Here is a 19,115-nt window from a genome sequence, read left to right as displayed (position 1 = left end):
TCTTTCATATAGAAGGAGATCCTTTTGGTTTTTGTAATAAAAGCGCTTGTTCAACAGCCCATTTTTGATGATCATGAATGAGAAGCTCTACAGCAAGTAAAGGAGACATCCACCGCAAAACATGATCTTCCTCATAGTTTTCAGTTTGTGTCTGCACCATGTTCGCAATATAAAAAAATCCATCGTTTAAATAATATGTATCTTCTTTTTCCGCATAAAAATATCGCATTGCATTACCGATATATTGATTAATTTCAATTGCCCATCCTAATTCCTCTAGTAGTTCACGATGTAAGCATTCATCTTTTGTTTCGGTACCTTCCATACCGCCACCAGGTAAAAAATAACGGTCTCCTTTTTGGATAATAGCAATGTTTGAAGAAGTTGAGTTAAAAATAATTGCATAACAACTAGGCCGTAATACATATTGCTCAGTAGGCTTTTTATAACCAAAAATAAGTTTAGATATCATAAGACACGTCACCTCTCTATAAAATACACAAAAGGAATAATAAGGTAAAAATAGAATTGTATAAGTATAATCTTACGAGATTGGAGTGATAACAAAATGATAAATCGAAAGTGTTCGCGCTGTAAAGAAATTACAGGTACATTGCACGGTGGTAAAAAAATTAAGGAAGAATTTCTATGTGAGGACTGTTTACAAAAAGGAATTGCGAGCGGTGAAATCGAATTATCACAAGTGGAGCAAGAACAAACTTCGTATCTTTCTATAAAAATATTAAAAATAATGAGTGTGATTTATTTAATAGCATCTATTTTAATGGCTTTTTCAACCGGTCCATTTATACATCATATAGGATTTGATGAAATGTCCATTTCAGGCCCAGAATTAGGTTTAATAAGTATTGTTATGCTAGGTTCTTTATTCCAGTCTGTTCTTGTATTTTGCGGGATATGGGTATTCATCCTTTTAGTAGAAACAGTCATTAAAATTTATGAAAAAATGAAGTGAGTGAGAGGGAGAAACATATGCGAGTAAGAAACATCCAAGGGGAAGATTATGTAAAGATTCATTCTGTTTTAAATGATTGGTGGGGCGGGAGAGACATGGCTGCCATGTTGCCAAAATTGTTTTTCGTTCACTTTCAAGAAACGAGTTTTATCATTGAAGAAGATGGCGAAACGTTTGGTTTCTTATGCGGATTCTTTTCGCAAACGCATAAAGAGGAAGCGTACGTTCATTTTATCGGGGTAAATCCGAAGTATAGAAGAAGAGGAATTGCATCGACATTGTATTCGTATTTCTTTGATGTCGCACGTGCAAATAATTGTAAAGTTGTAAAAGCAATTACGTCACCAGTTAATAAAAAATCGATACAGTTTCATAGGGAGATTGGCTTTCAAATTGAGGCTGGGGATGATGAGATAGAGGGTGTATCGGTACATACAAATTATGATGGGAATGGCGGTAGTAGAGTTTTATTTTTGAAAAATGTGTAGAAAAATAAGCTTTACCAAAACCCACTGAGTTAAATGTATATGAAAATGTTATCCGTTGCATAAAGAATAGCTGACTTTGTTAGCTTGATAGAAGCTAGTATGATAGTCGAAAGGAATTTCCATAACATAATTTCATCTAAAAAAGAGGGATCTATATGAATTTTGAGAGGGATAGATATTTTTTACAGATGGCATTGGAAGAAGCAGAAAAGGCATTAAAAGAAAACACATATCCAGTAGGAGCAGTTATTGTTGATGGAAATAATAATGTCATTGCAAGAGGAAGGAATAGAGTGCATCCAGAAAAAGACATAACAGCTCACGCAGAGTTAGACGCTATTCGCAATGCAGGGGAAGCAATGTTTGATGCAAAAATAAAAAATGAGAGGTTTACTATTTATAGCACGTTGGAACCGTGCCCAATGTGTACAGGTGGTATTTTATTTGCAAAAATACAGAGAGTAGTCTGGTTACTAAATGATGACTTAGGTTTTGGTGGATATAAAAAGATAAAAAATGCTTTAGTTTTCGAAGGGAAATTTAATAAAATCGACATGGTGGAAGAACCATTTGAAGACTTAAAAACAAGACAAAGAGAACTTATGAGACAATGGGAGCTAAATCCCAATAATATTATTAACTTGCGTAGGGCTATAAAAAAATAGTTATTTCTTTAAATTAAATTAGGATAACGCCACATTACCATCAGCTTAAAAAATATAGTGAAATTATATCGATTTAACAATAAAATATGGAAGAATCTATTACGAATAGAAAGCCGTCCTAAAAGTATTCTAGGATGGTTCTTTTTGTTGTGAGGAGCTAAAAGTATGGAGAGTAAACAAAGTAGAAATGAATACTTACGACGCATTTATAAAGTGCAAGATTATATAGAATCAAACATAAATGATTCACTTTCAATTGAAGAGTTAGCGGATGTAGCAGGATTTTCAAAGTTTCATTTTCATCGGATTTTTAAGGGGATAGTAAACGAGTCATTATCACGGTATGTAAACCGATTGAAGTTAGAAAGGGCAACACATCTACTTACATATCGGACAGATATGACGATTACAGATATTGCGTATCACTTCGGATTCACAGATTCAGCAGTTTTCTCCCGAACATTTAAAAATTATTACGGCGTAAGTCCGTCTCAATATCGAAACTATAATAGCAAGAATTGCAAAGACGTAAGGGGAATTTCTCAATACAATGAATGTAAGAAGGTTCGAGGAAATGTTGAAATTGTAACAGCGGACGATATAAACGTCGCATACATAAGACATATCGGTACATATGAGGAGTTAACTATAGCTTTTCCAGAAATGATAGAAAAACTATTTCATTACGCAGCTAAGCAAAACTATCATGTATTTGATGATACGAAAGTATTAACCATTTACCACGATCATCATGAATTTACTGAGGAATATCATTTAAGAACAAGTTTATGTATAACAATTTCAGATGAATCCACAGTAGAAACGAACGACGTTGGAATAATGGTAATACCTTCTGGAAAGTATGCAGTAGGACATTTTGAAATATGCCAAGATGAATATAAAGGAGCATGGGATTTCTTATACGGTGAATGGCTGCCAAATAGCGGATATAAACCGAGAGACTCGTATCCTTTTGAAGTATATAGAAATGATCCAAAGCAGCACCCGGAAAATAAACATATAGTTGATATATATGTACCTATCGAACCTTTTTAATTATAGGTTAAAGGGGAAGGAATAATGAAAACTGCTGAAAAGTTAGATCAAATTATACAAGAAGAATATAAAAATATGAATGGCATGTTAGTAGTGCGGAAAGGTAATGTTATTTTTGAAAAATATTATAACGATTCCGGTCCAGATGATGCATTTCACATAGCGTCAGTCACAAAAACGATAATCTCTGCGCTAATTGGAATATGTATAGATAAGGGCTATATAAAAAGTGTTGATCAAAAAGTAATAGAGTTTTTCCCTGAATATAAAGTAAAGTCATCTGAAGTAACAGTGCGACACCTACTTACAATGACAGCTCCATACCCTTTTGTAGACTGGCAGGAACCGTTAGAAGAATTATGTACACAACCAGACTGGGTACAGTATACACTTCATAGAATGGGGAACGGTGGAGAGATTGGAGCTTTTAAATATTCATCTGCAGGAGCGCATTTACTATCAGCAATGATTACGAATGCAACAGGGAAAAGTGCACGTGAATTTGCGAATGAGTACTTATTTCAACCACTCGGCATGAGCGAAATTCCAAACTACAATATGAAAGCATTTGGATTCGATGACTTATTCGGAAAAGATGTGAAAGGATGGGTTCACGATCCAAATGGTATTTCGACGGGCGGCTGGGGAGTAACGTTAACGGTTAGGGATATGGCTAAGTTTGGACAGATGTATTTGAATGAAGGTATTCATAATGGAAAACAAGTTCTATCAAAATCATGGATAAAAGAATCAATAGCGATGAATTCAAATCAATATGGTTACTTATGGTGGTTACGAGAAGAAGAGGGTGTCTATTCGTATTGTGCAATGGGTGATGGTGGGAATATGATTTGTTGTATTCCGAAGCAGGATTTGGTTGTAGTAATTGCTTCTGAAGCTAAGCCGAATGCACGGGATAGATGGGAATTAATTAAAGGGTGCATACTTCCTTATTTAAAAGATTAATATGGTTATTTTTATAAAAATAAGAATGAAAGGTTTAGTTAAACTTGTTTTGTTCTCCATGATAGAAAAAAGTGTTGTGTTAACAAAGTTATGTAACTAAGATTATAAAACTTCAACACCTATACCATTATTAAATAATTGCAAGGTGTTGAAGTACTTTTTAATCTATTAAAGCTGCTTTCAACTAAAAGAAGAAACATCTTTTTTCTTAGCTGTTTAACTATTTTTTAACTTTGTGAAGTATGAGATACATCGTGCCCAGCACAATTGCTAGTAAGGTAAATTTAATTAATTCTATTAGGCTGGCATCCCACTTGTTTTGTACTATATCTGTTAAATAAAATACATTAAACATACCATGTGAAAATGCGGGTGATATTACAGAACCGCCATATTCTCTCGTGTACGTTAAAATTATAGATAATATAAATAATAAAGAGAGATAACTTAATATTCCTACAAACTGAAACTCATAATTTTTATAAAAGATTGCTATTGGTAAATGCCATGAAGACCAAATTGAAGCTATAATAATAGCTGTTTGTATGAATGTATATTTTTTTCGTAAATAGTAATGAAAATTCCCTCGCCATATAATCTCTTCTAATAATGCAGATAAAGATCCAACTGTAAGACCAACGAGCAAGAGAAATCCTACTTCATTCCAATGATGATATAAGAACTTTATATCATAAATATAAAAATAAAAATGGAGACATAGCCCTAGAAGTAGTGGAAATAATATGGAGAAAATTAGTGTTTTTATTTTTGAACGTGAAATTCCTAGTGTATGAACTATTTTTTGTTTCTTATATAATGTTTGATATGAAGTAACTGCTAAAAGCGGAACAACCATTGTAAACCCTAAATAATTACGACCATTTTCTATGTTCAGCAAGATGATATATACAAGTGATGTAAGAAAATAAATACATAATGTTGAATGATAAACTATGTGTTTATTAATATTTTTCACCTGCCTAAGTATGTATAAGTGGTTAATCGAATATCCGATATTTTAATTATATATGAAATGGAAATCGACAGAATGAATATTTCCATATTATTGTTTTTTAGATAGAAAAAGTGTCGAAATTGCATATATTGAACTTGTAGAAAAAATTTAATTATCCCCGTAACTTTTCACAACAAAAAATCGTTAAACAAAAGAATAGATTTTTTATCACGAATGGGGGAGAACCATGAAAATGTTAATACTAGGTGGTACACGATTTTTGGGAAGAGCTGTGGTAGAAGAGGCTTTGAAAAGAGGGCATGAAGTTACATTATTTAACCGCGGAACAAACAAAGAAGTTTTTCCTGAAGTGGAGCAGCTGATCGGTGACAGAAATGGCGATGTATCAAGTTTAGAAAATCGAAAATGAGATGTTGTTGTGGATACATGTGGGTTTTCTCCGCATCACATTAGAAATGTTGGAGAAGTACTTAAAGATAATATTGAACACTATATATTCATCTCAAGCCTTTCCGTATATAAAGATTGGATTCCGCATGACATAAAAGAAGACTATATATTACAACCAGAACCGACGGATGATCAAATAAAGGCTGTAGAGAATGGTGAAGTTTCACCTTATGAGTATTATGGTGCACTGAAAGTATTATGTGAAAAAGAAGCAGAGAAGTATTGGCCGGGGCGTGTATTACACGTAAGAGCAGGACTTCTTTCAGGAATGTTTGATTATACAGATCGACTTCCATACTGGATCGGGCGTGTAGCAAAGGGTGGGAAAGTATTAGTACCAGGAAGAAAAATTCGTCCCGTGCAATTAGTTGATATAAAAGATGTCGCGAGATGGGGGCTAAATATGGCAGAACATAATAAAGCAGGAACATTTAATATAACAGGTCCGAATGATGAATTGACGATGGAAGAGCTATTAAATACGTGTAAAAAGGTTACGAATAGCGATGCTGAATTTGTTTGGGTAGACGAATCGTTTATGAATGAACATAATGTGCAGCCTTGGACAGAAATGCCTTTATGGCTTCCAGAAATTTTTTCATTAGAAGGGGAAACGAAGCCGTGGAAAGGCGGGTTTACTATAAGTATCGAGAATGCTGTGAAAGAAGGGCTTACTTTTAGAAGAATAGAAGAGACAGTTACAGATGTGTATGAGTGGATGGAGAGTACGGAAGAATGGGAATTAAAAGCAGGTATTTCAGGGGGAAGAGAAAAGGTGTTATTGGATAAGTGGTATGAAATAAAGAGAGTTTAAATAAGAATCTTGTGAAAAAAGGACTCTGTTTATTGGTTAAACAGAGTCCTAATATGAATCTACCACTCAATCGGTTCTTCCCCGTACATCTCCCATAGCTTAGGAAACATCTTTTTTAAACCTTCTTCATCGTCTTCATCCCAATCTAACTCGATATCAACTTCCTCAAACTCTTCATTTGTTAAGACATGGTATAGTGTAAAGTATGTATCATCTTCATCCCCAGTCTTCTCCATGTAAACTTCTTGCCCGAAATATAGAGTAAGTTCTTCAATCTCTGGGACGTCATACTCACTCAAATTTTCTAATACAGGAATTAATCGTTCTGGATCTTCAATACAAGCTTCGTATGTCTCTCTTCCTTGATATAATAACCATCCGCGGAAGTAATCGAAAGTATCATCTGAACAGCCACCCATAATAATATAGGCTGCTGCCCATAAACGGGAGGTATAGGAGTCTTTCAAAAGGCGATGCATATGCGTATCAAAAGCTACAATTTCATGTACTGTACGTTTAGCAAGGTGGGAAGTAAGCCATTCTATTTGTTCTTCTTGGTCTTCACCTTTCGTTTTTGCACGATTAAGCAGTTCCCAAAATTCTTCTTCTGTTATCGTTTTTTCTTTTATGTAATCTTCCCCAGGGAACGGGTCTGTATATCCTTTTTTACGTTTGGAAGCAACTAGTTTGTTAGCTTCTTTCATACATTCTTCTTCGGTTTCAAACTCTTTCGCTTTTAAACTACCAGCTGTGCCGATTTTTCCGTAAAACACAACGTAGTCTTTTTCTTTCACAACGATTTTCCAAAACTTATTTGATTTCTCAGTTTGCTGGATTAATAACGTTTCCATCCGTACCCCCATAATGTTTTCTAGTGTGCAATATGATTGTAACATATGTATATACACTTGTAATGATGAAAAATAATAGTTTAGAAAATTCAAAAACCATTGAATGGAGTGGATAAATTTAGTAACCTTATTTGTACAGTAATTACATAATTGTTTTGTAATAATTCGATATTTATATAAGGGGGCGTTACGGATGGATCTTACGTTTAAAGTTGAGGAAACATGTTTTAATTACCGCGTTGGAGCAATTTGTAAACATGATAATAAAATACTCATTCTGCAAGGTGACGGTGAAGATTTTTGGTATGTACCCGGCGGTAGAGTAAAAATGCTAGAGAATAGTGAAGATGCATTAAAACGAGAGCTTGCGGAAGAGATAGGTGTTCCTATTAAAAGGAAAAGGTTAATATGGTCAGTAGAAAATTTCTTTACACTTTCTGAGCGAAAGTTTCATGAAATTAGTTTTTATTATGAAGTAGAGCTACATGAGTTACCTGCGAGTGGAGCGGATCAATATATTTTGGAAGAAGAGGGTAGAACGTATTTGTTTAGATGGGTGCCAGTAGAAGAACTGCATACATATAACTTACAGCCTGCATTTATAAAAGAGAAAGTAAAGGATGTATCAGTTCACACAGAACATATCGTATTACAAAAGTAAATGTATTCGGAGGGGAAAATGGTGAAGGGAACTAAAAAAGAGGTACATATAAATGACAAAGTAATTTATTACACACATATCGAAAAAGGTTCTAGTACCGTTTGCTTTATGTTTTCAGGTTCAGGATACAATTATGATAAGCCGTTATTTTATTACGCGACGATGTTAATGCTTGAACATAAAATAGATGTTGTACATATTCATTATTCTTATGATGGACAATTAATGAATAAACCAATGGAAGAAGTAACGAAAGTAATGATGGATGATATTAATCCGGTAATAAATGAAGTATTAAAAGATGAGCAATACAACGAGACTATGTTTTTAGGGAAGTCACTCGGAACAATTCCGATTGCAAATGATTTAATGAGGAGAGAAGAATTCGCGCAGTCAAAAATGATACTATTTACACCTTTACTGACGTTTGATACAATTTTTGATTCTATCTTACATAGTCGACACGAAGGGTTTTTAGTTATTGGGGATAAAGATCACCAATACAATGCAGGTCAAATTGATCAGTTATATAAAACGAATTTACAGATTGAAGTTGTCAAAAATGTAAATCATTCTGTAAATGTTGGGGGATATGAAACGGAAAATTCAATTGAGGCTATAGCGAAAATAATAGGAAAACTTAAAGAAGTTGTTAGGACAAACTAACCTATTAATACATGCAAAAGAGGTGCGAATTGCACCTCTTTTACTTTAATAAGCCTTCAAAACATGAAGTAAATAATCCTTACGATTCAGCGGATTATAATCAACACGTTTTCGAGTAGGGAAGGGAGCCATAAGCTTTGTGAAACCAGCTGGCTTCGTTGTAAATATGCCTTCTCCTTCTGTAAATGAATGAAGCATGCGTTTAAAATTCTCTGTTTTCGCAACAGGTAATGATCCTGTTAACTGGTAAGAGTTATTACTTAATATAGGCTCTCTAAAAGTTGCTGGAACGGCAGCGAGCTTATATATTGCGGTACTAATTGCCTGCTCCGGTACAGTTAATTCAAACTCATTTACTGGTTCATATACATATGTTTCAGCTTGCTTTAAAGCATCCATTAATACGATCGGTGTCAAATTTCTAAAGTCACTCGCTGTTGTAACAGGACTAGCATAACCAGTATGTGTTAACGTGACCATAACATCTGTAACTTCCCAACCATATAAACCTTGTTTTAACGTTTGAAATACTGTATCTTTAATTGCTTTATGAAATGCTAAAGGCAATGAACCAAGCTCAACACCTAATTTATACGTTATGCCAGAGTTAAGTTCACCACGTTCAATTTTAAAACCAATTGTTGCGTAAAATGGATTCGCTTTTTCACCCATGACTTCAACGGAATTCCCAATGCCAATTGGCTTTTCAATACATACAACTCGCGTATTTGAGAAAGTAACCTGTAAGTTATATTTCTCATAAAGTGTTGTTTCGATAACCTCTTTTTGTACTTCACCGAAAAGGCGAATATAAAGTTCATTATGAACATCATCTTTCCACACTTTAATAAGTGGATCTTCTTCACAGAGGTCCATAAGTGCAGCGTATAAATCATGAATTCGCTCTTTAGGTACCGCATCAATCGCTGCTTCCATTTGTGGTTCGGCAAAGTGAATATCTTTTATATAATCCGTACGTTCACCGATAATATCACCAATTTTTATATCATTCAGTCCCCACACTTTGCAAAATTCTCCGCTAGGAACGATAGTAGATTGAACAGCATTTCCGCTATGAAACATACACATTTTTTTAATCTTTTCTTTATGTGGTAGAGACTCATCGCGCTGTATATCAACATATTTTCTAACATGTAAGCTACCTGAAAAAACTCTTATATACGCAACCTTTTCTCCAGAAGGTTCACGTTCAATTTTAAAAACAACACCGGATAATGGTTCCTCTTGTGCCGATGTAAGAGCTGGCATTAGGGCCGGAAGTTTTTCAAGTATTTCAGTTACTCCTATACCTGTCATTGCTGAACCGAAAAAGATTGGATACACATTTGCTTGCTGTATTTGCTGTTCTAGTTTTTCTCTTAATAGTGCGTCCGGTATTATTTCGTTATTTACATATGATTCAAGTAATGATTCATTAAATGATGCTAACAGTTCCATACAACCGTCATATGATTTGTATTCAATGATCCGGGCTTCTTTCGTTCCTTCGTTTAGAACAGAATAGAAGGGGAATGCTTCATTTGAAAGAACCTCTTTTATTTGTTTCATAACTTTTTCAGTGTTTGCTCCACTACGATCAATTTTATTAACGAATAAAATAGTCGGTATGTTTAGTTTCTGTAATGTTCGCATTAAAATTTTTGTTTGTGCTTGCACACCTTCAACGGCAGAGATAACTAAAATCGCACCGTCTAGAACGCGGAATGATCGCTCCACTTCAGCGATAAAATCAGCGTGTCCAGGTGTATCAATGACATTTACTTTTACATCATCAATAAAGAAAGAAACGACAGATGCTTTAATCGTAATTCCGCGTTGTCTTTCTAATTCCATTGAGTCAGTTTGTGTATTACCACTATCAACTCGGCCAATTTCTTTAATCACATTCGTTTCATAAAGAATACGCTCAGTCAAACTCGTCTTGCCAGCGTCTACGTGCGCGACAATCCCTATATTTATTGTTGTCATTTGTGAATATCCTCATTTCATTTTCCATTTTCAATTCCTCATTTCTATTTGTATATTGCCGCATTATCAATCACTCTCCAGTTCTTTAAATTAGTATTATTATAGTGCAATTAACATTATTTGTAACGCTACAAAGCGCCTTAATTTGGAAAAAATAAAATGAAAACAAAATGCTTGCATTCTAAATCGATATAGATTATATTAATTGACATATCAACTATTGATACATCAAATGTTTTTATTTTGATTGTAAAGGAGGGTTAATTTGACAAGTTCATGCTCAAAAGAAGCGATTATTTTATATAAATTACACTTTCTAAATAAAGAAGTAAGTTCGAAATTTGAAGGGTGTACGGGTATGAGCCAGTCTCGATTAGAGCTTATACTTCAATTATTTGAAGTAGGTGAAATTAGTCAAAAAGCACTTCAGCAAGAAGTGAATATTGATAATGCTGCGATAACAAGGCATTTAAAGCAGCTTGAGGCCAATGAAATGATTGTAAGACGTAAAAATCCAGATGATAACAGAATTACGTTAGTTTCTCTTACTGAAGAGGGACGAAATAAAATTCAGGCGTTTCAAGAGGAAAAAGAACGTTTTGCCGCATCTGCATTTAAAGGATTAAGTGAGGAAGAACGCGATAATCTTTTAAATATGTTAAATCACATTCAAGAAAATATAAAAGAATTATAAAAAAGGGAGAATACAACTATGACTAACTCAGTAAAAACAAATGATTTTAACGAAATTTTAACAGGACGTCGTTCAATTCGTAAGTACGACCCTTCAGTGAAAATTAGCAAAGAAGAAATGACAGAAATTCTTACAGAAGCAACACTTGCACCATCTTCAGTAAACATGCAACCATGGAGATTCGTAGTGATTGAAAGTGACGAAGCGAAAGCAACACTTGCGCCACTTGCGAAATTCAATCAATCTCAAGTAGAAACGTCTTCAGCAATGATTGCTTTATTTGGTGATTTAAACAACTTTGATAACGCAGAAGAAATTTACGGTACAGCAGTAGAGCGTGGACTTATGCCAGCAGAAGTAAAAGAAGATCAAATGAAAAAACTTTCAGCTTACTTCTCTATGGTTACACCAGAAGTAATGAAAGATACGGTATTAATTGACGGTGGTCTTGTAGCAATGCAATTTATGCTAGCAGCTCGTGCGCACGGTTATGACACTTGTCCAATTGGTGGATTTGAGAAAGATCAAATCGCAGAAGCATTTGGACTAGATAAAGAAAGCTACGTACCAGTTATGTTAATTTCAATCGGGAAAGCTGCAGACAGTGGTTACCAATCAGTACGTCTTCCAATTGAAAAAGTTGCAGAGTGGAAATAATTTTATAAAAGAACTTCAATAAGTGAAAGATGAGAGGGGAAGCACCATGATTATTATTCACGCAATATTTCAAGTAGACCCAGCAAAACAACAAGCATTTTTAGAAGAAATTCAGCCACTCATTCATGGTTCAAGAGAAGAAAGTGGCAATGTATCTTATGACTTATATAAAGATACAGAAAAAGAAAGTGTTTATACGATGGTAGAAGTATGGAAAGATGAAGCAGCAGTTGCGAGCCATAATACGAGTGAACACTTCACATCTTTCGTTAGTAAAGCAGCACAATTTTTAACTGCTCCGCTTAATATAAAAGCTTATAATGGAGAATTAGTAAAATAATAAGGTAGAAAAAGATGACTTTAGCATATGGCTGAAGTCATCTTTTTTGTATAAGTAGAATCCATTTTGGACTCAGTTATGTTGATAGATAAGCGTTGCTCGCATCCTCAGTAACAGTGCTTAATTGTATGTTAAATTCGAACATTCGGTTTATTGGGATATTTTTCCGTGGTATAATTTTCTTGTAAATAAAAGGTAGAGGGGAGTAAGTAATGGGAGAATTTCAAAGTAATTTGCATACGGCAACGCAACTTGCAACGAAAATGAGAAATGCTTCAGATAGAATGCAAAGTGCTACTAGTCGCTCTATAAATAAGGCAACGCGTACTACACTATCTGCGAACTTCAAGGCACAAGAAGCAAATCAACAAAATTTACAGATCACGAAACAATTTTGTACTGCTTTTCAACAAACAATTGATAATATCCATTCCGTAGCAAATGAATTTGAGAAAATGGATACAGGACTTCAAAAGACTTTTCAATAATGTAACAACCTACGTAAAGGGGAAAAGGTAGGGGGAAAAGATGAGTCAAGGAATTGAAACGAGAATCAATCAATGTAATCAAAAATTACGAATTATATTTGAAGAACAAAATGAAAACCGAATCGCGCTGCAAAATCAAGAACGAGCTGAGGCTAGTTTTCATGAATGGAAAAATAGAAGTAATCGTTTATTTAACCGAATACTAGAAACTTGGCACGGCGACAAAGAAGTGTTTCACCTTTTTACGAATATGCGGCAAGAAATCGGACAGTATGAAAGAAAACTTACATTCGAATTAGAAAATGAAAAAGAGACGTTGCTTAAAGAAAAACGGCATCTCAGTGAGAAAGAAAACGACCTTTCCTATGAACAGCAGCAACTACAAAGGGAGGCCAATACATGAGTTTAAACATGTATTTGGGAGAAGTACAAAGTCAAACTCAAAGTATGAACGCTATATGTAATGCTACGATTCAAAGTATGGAACAAGTCATTCAATCTATTGATGCCTTTGCGATAGACACAGTATTACAAGGACAAACATACAGTAGTGCAAAATCCTACCTTGTCCAAACATTTCGGCCATTAGCGCAAGGAATTATATGCTTATGTGAAGAATTAATTCGCCAAAACGAAGCATTTCCAAATGAGTTCCAAGCGAAAGTTGCTTCGACAGATGTGATTGAACAAGAAATAAGAGAACAAATAAGGGGAATTAATCAATCGATTACAAGTATAGAAGCAATAGAAGTACTTACACCAATGCCCGGAGTAGGTGCAATTGTAACGGTATTAGGTGCAATGAGAAAAAAACTGGAAGAAAAACTAGAGCATTTATATGAATTCAATCATTCATCCAGCAACAACTACAGCACCGCTCTCCAATTAGCAGCTAGCATCACAGCCGGACTCGCTGAAGTGCAAAGTGGGAAAGGATTTAGCCCTGTGAGTGGGACGTTTAGTATACAAGGATTGAATATGGATTGGGTGAGTTCGATTCAGGGGATTATAGAAGAAACAGCTCGAAAAAATGATCAGTCAATTAAAGATATAGAAACAAATAACATAATTGAGGAGAAATCTCCGGTTAGAAATGCTTGGGACGATGTGGCAGACGGTATAGTTGGCACGTTTGAAACAGCGAAAAAGATGTGGGAAGCTATTCAAAGAGGCTCGGGGAAAGCTATTGGTGATGAAATCGAGTCCGCAATAGCTTTAAGTAATATGGACATAGGAACTTTTATTAATGTAACCTATGCACTTTTCCATTTGGATGAAACTGCAAAAAATATGTGGCATGCATTTTCAAATAAAATAAAACGAGATATGATAGAGGGAGATGCAGAGAGTCGTACAGAATTGACTACCTATGGATTAACACAAATAGCTACCACAATATTAGGCGATAGGGCACTAAATAAAGTAGGCCATATCACAAAAGGAGCAAAAGCATCAAGTGGAGTAAGTACATTTGCTAATGCAGTAAAACTAGCAAAAGAATTGAAGCCTACGCTTGAAATGTTACAATCATTTAAGAGAGAGGCTTCCTATGCATTCTCTAGTGTTGGTGGAACTATCATAACCAAAATACCACAAGGTGAATTGATAGAAGCTTATTATAAGTTTGCGAAGTCTAAAGATGGTGGTAAGGGTACGGGTGGATTCAGTAATGGAACTAGTCGGGCTAACAAGGTTAATATACCCGAAAGTAGCATTAAACATTCAAATGTAGGTGACTTTACAACACATCCTAAAACAGGAGATATTTCAAAAATGAAGGGTGGAGGACATGGACAAAGTAATATTGAATTTTTGGAAAAAAATAATGTAGATTATAATATAAATAAAGTATACGAAAACGGTGTTAGGGTAGGTAATGTGCCTGGACACAAGGTGAAAGCAAAAAGAACAGGTTCCAATCAATCATGGTTTCCAGAAAGCTGGACAGAGTCTGATATTACAGCAGCAGGTGCTAAGATTGCTGAATTGCCCGGATTTGCGAATACAGAAAATGGTGTGGCTATTTTTGGAGAGTATAATGGGGTTAGGGTTGGAGTTATAAAAACAAATGGAGAGATAGGGACTATTTTTCCAGATGCGACTAAACAACCGTAGATAGAGTTTGGAGGATTAATATGGATATAGCAAACAAAATGGAAGTTATATTAAATGAAAGAAAAAAATTAAATTTGAATGATGACTATGGGATACAAAAAAGTTGGAATGAAATAATAGAAGTTCTCTCAGAAAATGAGGGAAATACTATAAGATATTTAGAGAACTGTAGTAAAGAAGAGTTATATTGGATAAGTGAAGTTTTGGAAGATATAGTAGAAATTATACAAAGTAAAGAACTAATTAATTGCTTAAGAAAATTAGATGGAAAATTTCCAGAATTAGAAATGACAAATGATATTGATATTGCAGAAAGTTATATAGAAAATCCTTAAATTAAAGGAATAGTTGGTGTGCTTAAGTATAGAACCATGGGATATAATGATACTTTCTTGAAATTCATAGATCATGATGGTTGTACCATCATAGAGTGCTATGTGCAATGATAGAAAATAGAAAACGAGGTACGAGCTTAGGCGAGATGACATTTTACTGTACGACGAATATTAAAGACTTGGAATGGTAAAAATTTACAAATTTATGCTACTTAAAAATATATGAACTTAAAGCACTTGGTTGTCTATTTGAGACAATAAGTGCTTTTTTAATTGAAAGGTAAGCTATAAATTTATCGAAATTATTTTTATGAATTAAAGCTAACAGAATATGCACATAGGCTTCAATTGCAGGTATATAGTTTGTTTTTCAATGTCAAAAAACATTAATAAAAACAGGGCAAAATTATTAAATAGCCGGGTCCATTGTAGAAATGTTTGAAGGTATCTCGCTCATAGGCGAATCTAATTTCTTAACTATCGTGGCAGAAGTAGGAACTGGTGGGTTAGCATCACCAATTGTTATTCCATTAGATATAGCAGCAACAGCTACTGGGGCAAGTCTTTTTGTACATGGTGGATTTGTTTGGAATAAATCGATTCAAAATACTAAGGATACTCTTCAAAAAATCCAGTCTTCTGGTGGAGGTAAGGGTGCGAGTAATCGAATACCTTCTTATGGAAAAGATTCTGTACCTAAAGGCCCATACCGTGAAGTAAATGGTTATCCAATAAAAGTGAAAGCAGGAGCTCAAGAAAAGCATATTCCTGATACACCGAACTATAAACAAGAATTAGCAAATGGAAAAAATAAGAGCATTTTCTATGGCGATAATAAAATAGCGCAAGAATTGCTTGATAAGTTCGCCGGGAAAGGTGAACTATTAAAAAACGGTAGAGAAAGAGTAGACTTTGGTGAGCCAATAGGAAAATATTATGACCGCAATACTGGTGAATACTATGAGACTACTAAAGGGTTGATCCATTATGGAAAAGATGGCGCTCATATAGTACCATCAAGACCATAAAAATCATAAGAAAAGAGGATGCAAATGGGGTACGATTCTTTAATTGGAACATTAATAAATTATGAACATAGTGACATGATACTAGAATGGAAAAGTGGATTGAGGATTATTGGAGAACTAGATACAGTTTTTGAAACAGACAATGGACTAGATGAGGATGATATAAATTATACAGAATATGATGCAGCTGTATTTAGAGTAAATAATATTTTATCTCGACCTAATACAAACGAAGGTACTGTATATAATTGGTTAAAACAAGAAAAAAGTTCATTGGTTGAAATTTCTCTCTATGATGATCCGCCAAGTGCAGTGTTTTTAACTGACGGAAAAAGAGTATGGGAAAGAAAAATGTGTAAATAATAGGTGGCATTTAAACTGTTACCTTATTAGTCAAATTAGATCTAGTTAATTTTGATATATGGTTTTTAAAGGAATCAGAACAGGCTACTAACATATACTCTGGTATGAAGAAAAGATATCCTAATCGTAAGCTGATTCCTTTTGCTAAAAGAGTTGATAATGATGATACTGCATGTTTTGAAATCGGCAAAGGAAGTAAAGTTCAACTTATTCATGATTTTGCTTCTGAAGGCTTTGAACAAAGAAAAGATAAGCATCCTATTATTTTAGAAGTTAATACTGAAAAAAGCTAGAGAAGAAGGCGTTAAATTTTATTTAGGAAATGAAAAAGTTTGGTTAGCAGATGAGATTCCTAGTGAGTTTATCGCAATTAATAAGAATTAATTGAATCTATTCTACTAGATTATGACGGCAGGAAAAATTTTTTCTTTAGGATATATATTTGAATGAACCATGTTATCTGTCTTAAAATAAACAAATAAATGGCGAGTTACTTATGGAAAATAATCAACAAGAGAGACTTCACATTTGAGGTCTCTTTTGTTGATTTAAATTGAAAATTATTATTTGAGCGAATGCACTTTCGTACCTTGCATTTCACAGGCACATAGGCTTCAATTGATGCTATATAGTATGTTTTTCAATGTCAAAAAACATTAAAAAAAACAGGGCAAAATTATTAAATAGCCGGGTCCATTCTAGAAATGTTTGAAGGTATCTCGCTCATAGGCGGATCTAATTTCTTAACTATCGTGGCAGAAGTAGGAACTGGCGGGTTAGCATCACCAATTGTTATTCCATTAGATATAGCAGCAACAGCTGCTGGGGCTAGTCTTTTTGCGCATGGTGGATTTGTTTGGAATAAATCGATTCAAAATGCTAAGGATACTCTTCAAAAAATCCAGTCTTCTGGTGGGGTAAGGGTACAGGTGTTGATGGTCAGGGAGCCAGTGTAGCAGGGAACATTGGAAAAAATGATAAACTAGCAAGTCAAGGGCATGTTGATGCTGGCGTTTCAGGTGCTCCAAAAGTTGATGCAGGAAAACAGGGTAAACATGTTCCTGGTCATGGGAATAATGTCTCAACCAAATCGCAGTGGGGAGCAGGGAAAAATGGAGTAGTAGAGACACAAGAAGCATGGGTGAAAGGAACACCAGTAAAGCCAGACGGAAGTGTTAGAGTGCATGATTTTGGAAAGCCAATAGGTCCAAATGGAGAAACGAGGGTAAAGGTTCATATGGATGGTAAAGGAAATATACATGGATACCCTGTACAATAAAGGAGAATAATTATGAGTGATGAGATACTAAAAGTTGTTAATAAATTATATAAACAAGGTGATTTCCAATATGTTTTGGGGAAATTTGTTGATAAACATTTCTGGGATGGAGAAATTAATAAAATATCAAATATAAACGTTGATAATATTACTGATTTTAGTTATTCATCATGTTTTTCTTACATTCTTCTACCACTAGATGTGAAATTTCGTTTTGGTAGTGTAGAATTCAGTGAGTATGTTCGGAAGCAATCAGAAATTAATTGTGTAATGCTAATGATTTCGGCAATCGCGCCATATGCAGTGGTTAAATATTTAAGATATAGATACACTAATGGTACAATCGAGCTAGTTGAAGAGTCCTCGCCATACAATGATGAATCTAAGAAAATAGGAAGTAGTATTTTAAAATTATTAGATAGTAACGGAATAAAGAATCTTGATAAAGAAACGTTAAGTATTGAAGTGGAGGATGTTTCGTTAGAGTTAAAGGAAACAGGTGTTACTATATATAATTGTTTATTTGAAGATGAGTATTAAAAAGAAGCATTAATGATTGTCCAGAAACCAAAGAAGGGATACAAATAATAGAGGTAGATTAGTAGTTGTTAAGAAGTGAGTACAGTTCGAAAATGTAGTCTCATTAAAAAGAGTGACCCTCTTTAGAAAACTTTTATGAGTGTACTCCATAGGGTAAATGTCCGAATATTTGTTAAAAATCGTTACGAAAATTACAATTTATGTAATAGGAAGATGAAAGTTAAAAATTTCTAGGGATAAACCAGTTTCAACACTAGGGCAAGTTAAAGGTGGATGTAGCTTCAGATATTAAAAAGATGAAATTAAAGTATACTGTGAAGAACAAGGATTGTACTCGATGTATATTTTTAGAGATAAAGAAATTAATTGCGCAAAAATGAATGAAGAAGCATCAGAAATAGACAGGGTGGGCTTGCGAGAAATGTGGGCTCACCTTTCGTCTGTTCAAATTGATTATGTGGTGGTGCTAAACTAAGTAAAACTAAAGATGGAAGACAAATGTCAAATGATTGGTTGAATGGTGCGAAGACCCGAAAAAATAGAATATTGAAGGCAGTTGATGGAGATGCAAAATTAGCATCAAAGATTACGAAAGCATTACAAGATCAGGAAGTTGAGAGAGTGTTATCAAAGGTTGATAGTAGTGGAAATGTGAAAACATTTAGAATAGATGCAAAGGGTAACATTGTTGGAGAATGGCCATAATTTAGAAGCGAGG

23 protein-coding genes and 4 pseudogenes are annotated in these 19,115 nt (G+C 34.4%); 23 read left to right on the top strand and 4 right to left on the bottom strand.

All coding sequences use genetic code 11. The features are described 5' to 3' along the window. Positions 1-4 precede the first annotated feature (4 nt). A complete protein-coding gene (locus tag MHH55_RS09300; RefSeq protein ID WP_025687521.1) occupies positions 5-472 on the bottom strand; it encodes an NUDIX hydrolase in 468 nt (155 codons plus the stop codon). 96 nt (positions 473-568) lie between these two features. On the opposite strand from MHH55_RS09300, the gene MHH55_RS09295 reads away from it, so the two are divergent. From MHH55_RS09295 to MHH55_RS09275, 5 genes are all read left to right on the top strand, one after another. Continuing rightward, complete coding sequence (locus MHH55_RS09295) at positions 569-976, top strand: DUF3980 domain-containing protein (protein ID WP_060851980.1); 408 nt, start codon at positions 569-571, stop codon at positions 974-976. A 17-nt stretch (positions 977-993) separates the two neighbouring features. Continuing rightward, positions 994-1,464: a GNAT family N-acetyltransferase gene (locus MHH55_RS09290; protein WP_078186750.1), complete on the top strand. Its 471-nt coding sequence runs from the start codon at positions 994-996 to the stop codon at positions 1,462-1,464. A 155-nt stretch (positions 1,465-1,619) separates the two neighbouring features. Beyond that, positions 1,620-2,129 (top strand): nucleoside deaminase, encoded by a 510-nt coding sequence (locus tag MHH55_RS09285; RefSeq protein WP_001008618.1) that lies wholly within the window; start codon positions 1,620-1,622, stop codon positions 2,127-2,129. A 165-nt stretch (positions 2,130-2,294) separates the two neighbouring features. Further along, complete coding sequence (locus MHH55_RS09280) at positions 2,295-3,185, top strand: AraC family transcriptional regulator (RefSeq protein WP_000444285.1); 891 nt, start codon at positions 2,295-2,297, stop codon at positions 3,183-3,185. Positions 3,186-3,209: 24 nt separating this feature from the next. Next, positions 3,210-4,151: a serine hydrolase domain-containing protein gene (locus MHH55_RS09275; RefSeq protein ID WP_078186749.1), complete on the top strand. Its 942-nt coding sequence runs from the start codon at positions 3,210-3,212 to the stop codon at positions 4,149-4,151. A 220-nt stretch (positions 4,152-4,371) separates the two neighbouring features. Here the strand turns inward: MHH55_RS09275 and MHH55_RS09270 are convergent, their stop codons facing one another. Further along, positions 4,372-5,127: a CPBP family intramembrane glutamic endopeptidase gene (locus MHH55_RS09270; protein ID WP_071739202.1), complete on the bottom strand. Its 756-nt coding sequence runs from the start codon at positions 5,125-5,127 to the stop codon at positions 4,372-4,374. Positions 5,128-5,353: 226 nt separating this feature from the next. Here MHH55_RS09270 and MHH55_RS09265 point away from each other — a divergent pair. Next, a pseudogene (locus MHH55_RS09265) lies at positions 5,354-6,391 on the top strand (SDR family oxidoreductase). Positions 6,392-6,450: 59 nt separating this feature from the next. Here MHH55_RS09265 and MHH55_RS09260 read toward each other — a convergent pair. Then, positions 6,451-7,242, bottom strand: coding sequence for a DUF4240 domain-containing protein (locus MHH55_RS09260; RefSeq protein ID WP_078186748.1), 792 nt, complete (start codon positions 7,240-7,242; stop codon positions 6,451-6,453). Between the two features lie 193 nt (positions 7,243-7,435). Here MHH55_RS09260 and MHH55_RS09255 point away from each other — a divergent pair, with 193 nt between their 5' ends. Together MHH55_RS09255 and MHH55_RS09250 are read left to right on the top strand one after the other, a co-directional pair. Next, positions 7,436-7,903 (top strand): NUDIX hydrolase, encoded by a 468-nt coding sequence (locus MHH55_RS09255; protein WP_000366230.1) that lies wholly within the window; start codon positions 7,436-7,438, stop codon positions 7,901-7,903. Continuing rightward, positions 7,904-8,569 (top strand): alpha/beta hydrolase, encoded by a 666-nt coding sequence (locus tag MHH55_RS09250; protein ID WP_121868300.1) that lies wholly within the window; start codon positions 7,904-7,906, stop codon positions 8,567-8,569. A 45-nt stretch (positions 8,570-8,614) separates the two neighbouring features. Here MHH55_RS09250 and MHH55_RS09245 read toward each other — a convergent pair whose 3' ends face one another. Continuing rightward, entirely contained in the window at positions 8,615-10,558 is a 1,944-nt protein-coding gene (locus MHH55_RS09245; protein WP_078186747.1) for an elongation factor G, read from the bottom strand. Between the two features lie 265 nt (positions 10,559-10,823). Here MHH55_RS09245 and MHH55_RS09240 point away from each other — a divergent pair, with 265 nt between their 5' ends. The 15 genes and pseudogenes from MHH55_RS09240 (at position 10,824) to MHH55_RS09170 (ending at position 19,102) form a co-directional block, all read left to right on the top strand. After that, the gene (locus MHH55_RS09240; RefSeq protein ID WP_000204162.1) at positions 10,824-11,252 is read left to right on the top strand and encodes a MarR family winged helix-turn-helix transcriptional regulator; all 429 of its coding nucleotides are present in this window, start codon (positions 10,824-10,826) and stop codon (positions 11,250-11,252) included. An 18-nt stretch (positions 11,253-11,270) separates the two neighbouring features. Then, entirely contained in the window at positions 11,271-11,909 is a 639-nt protein-coding gene (locus MHH55_RS09235; RefSeq protein WP_000185393.1) for a nitroreductase family protein, read from the top strand. Between the two features lie 46 nt (positions 11,910-11,955). Continuing rightward, on the top strand, positions 11,956-12,249 hold the full coding sequence (locus MHH55_RS09230) for a putative quinol monooxygenase (RefSeq protein ID WP_000583805.1): 294 nt from the start codon (positions 11,956-11,958) through the stop codon (positions 12,247-12,249). A 212-nt stretch (positions 12,250-12,461) separates the two neighbouring features. Continuing rightward, positions 12,462-12,737 carry a TIGR04197 family type VII secretion effector gene (locus MHH55_RS09225; protein WP_000503636.1) on the top strand — a complete coding sequence of 92 codons (276 nt, stop codon included), beginning with the start codon at positions 12,462-12,464 and terminating at the stop codon, positions 12,735-12,737. 40 nt (positions 12,738-12,777) lie between these two features. Then, on the top strand, positions 12,778-13,140 hold the full coding sequence (locus MHH55_RS09220) for a DUF3958 family protein (protein ID WP_000077520.1): 363 nt from the start codon (positions 12,778-12,780) through the stop codon (positions 13,138-13,140). After that, positions 13,137-14,852: an EndoU domain-containing protein gene (locus MHH55_RS09215; RefSeq protein ID WP_000056122.1), complete on the top strand. Its 1,716-nt coding sequence runs from the start codon at positions 13,137-13,139 to the stop codon at positions 14,850-14,852. The genes MHH55_RS09220 and MHH55_RS09215 overlap by 4 nt, the downstream gene beginning before the upstream one ends. A gap of 20 nt (positions 14,853-14,872) precedes the next feature. Then, positions 14,873-15,187 carry a hypothetical protein gene (locus MHH55_RS09210; protein ID WP_000350221.1) on the top strand — a complete coding sequence of 105 codons (315 nt, stop codon included), beginning with the start codon at positions 14,873-14,875 and terminating at the stop codon, positions 15,185-15,187. A gap of 413 nt (positions 15,188-15,600) precedes the next feature. Then, positions 15,601-16,215, top strand: a pseudogene (locus MHH55_RS36395) (polymorphic toxin type 50 domain-containing protein); the annotation flags it as partial. Positions 16,216-16,239: 24 nt separating this feature from the next. Further along, positions 16,240-16,578 (top strand): hypothetical protein, encoded by a 339-nt coding sequence (locus MHH55_RS09200; protein ID WP_000540189.1) that lies wholly within the window; start codon positions 16,240-16,242, stop codon positions 16,576-16,578. A gap of 56 nt (positions 16,579-16,634) precedes the next feature. After that, positions 16,635-16,829 (top strand): annotated as a pseudogene (locus MHH55_RS09195) (hypothetical protein); the annotation flags it as partial. After that, a pseudogene (locus MHH55_RS09190) lies at positions 16,818-16,962 on the top strand (RNA 2'-phosphotransferase); the annotation flags it as partial. The pseudogenes MHH55_RS09195 and MHH55_RS09190, both read left to right, overlap by 12 nt. Before the next feature lie 320 nt (positions 16,963-17,282). Beyond that, positions 17,283-17,534, top strand: a complete 252-nt coding sequence (locus MHH55_RS09185; protein ID WP_002041383.1) for a hypothetical protein — start codon at positions 17,283-17,285, stop codon at positions 17,532-17,534. A gap of 185 nt (positions 17,535-17,719) precedes the next feature. After that, complete coding sequence (locus MHH55_RS09180) at positions 17,720-17,857, top strand: hypothetical protein (protein WP_000679167.1); 138 nt, start codon at positions 17,720-17,722, stop codon at positions 17,855-17,857. 12 nt (positions 17,858-17,869) lie between these two features. Next, on the top strand, positions 17,870-18,397 hold the full coding sequence (locus MHH55_RS09175; protein ID WP_001278747.1) for a hypothetical protein: 528 nt from the start codon (positions 17,870-17,872) through the stop codon (positions 18,395-18,397). Positions 18,398-18,895: 498 nt separating this feature from the next. After that, entirely contained in the window at positions 18,896-19,102 is a 207-nt protein-coding gene (locus MHH55_RS09170) for a hypothetical protein (RefSeq protein ID WP_078186746.1), read from the top strand. Positions 19,103-19,115 lie beyond the last annotated feature (13 nt).

It is taken from the genome of Bacillus sp. FSL K6-2944 (genome assembly GCF_038005385.1).
GTDB classification, from domain to species: Bacteria; Bacillota; Bacilli; order Bacillales; family Bacillaceae_G; genus Bacillus_A; species Bacillus_A cereus.
Note: the sequence above shows the minus strand (reverse complement) of the source record. Positions and strands in the feature narration are given on the sequence as shown.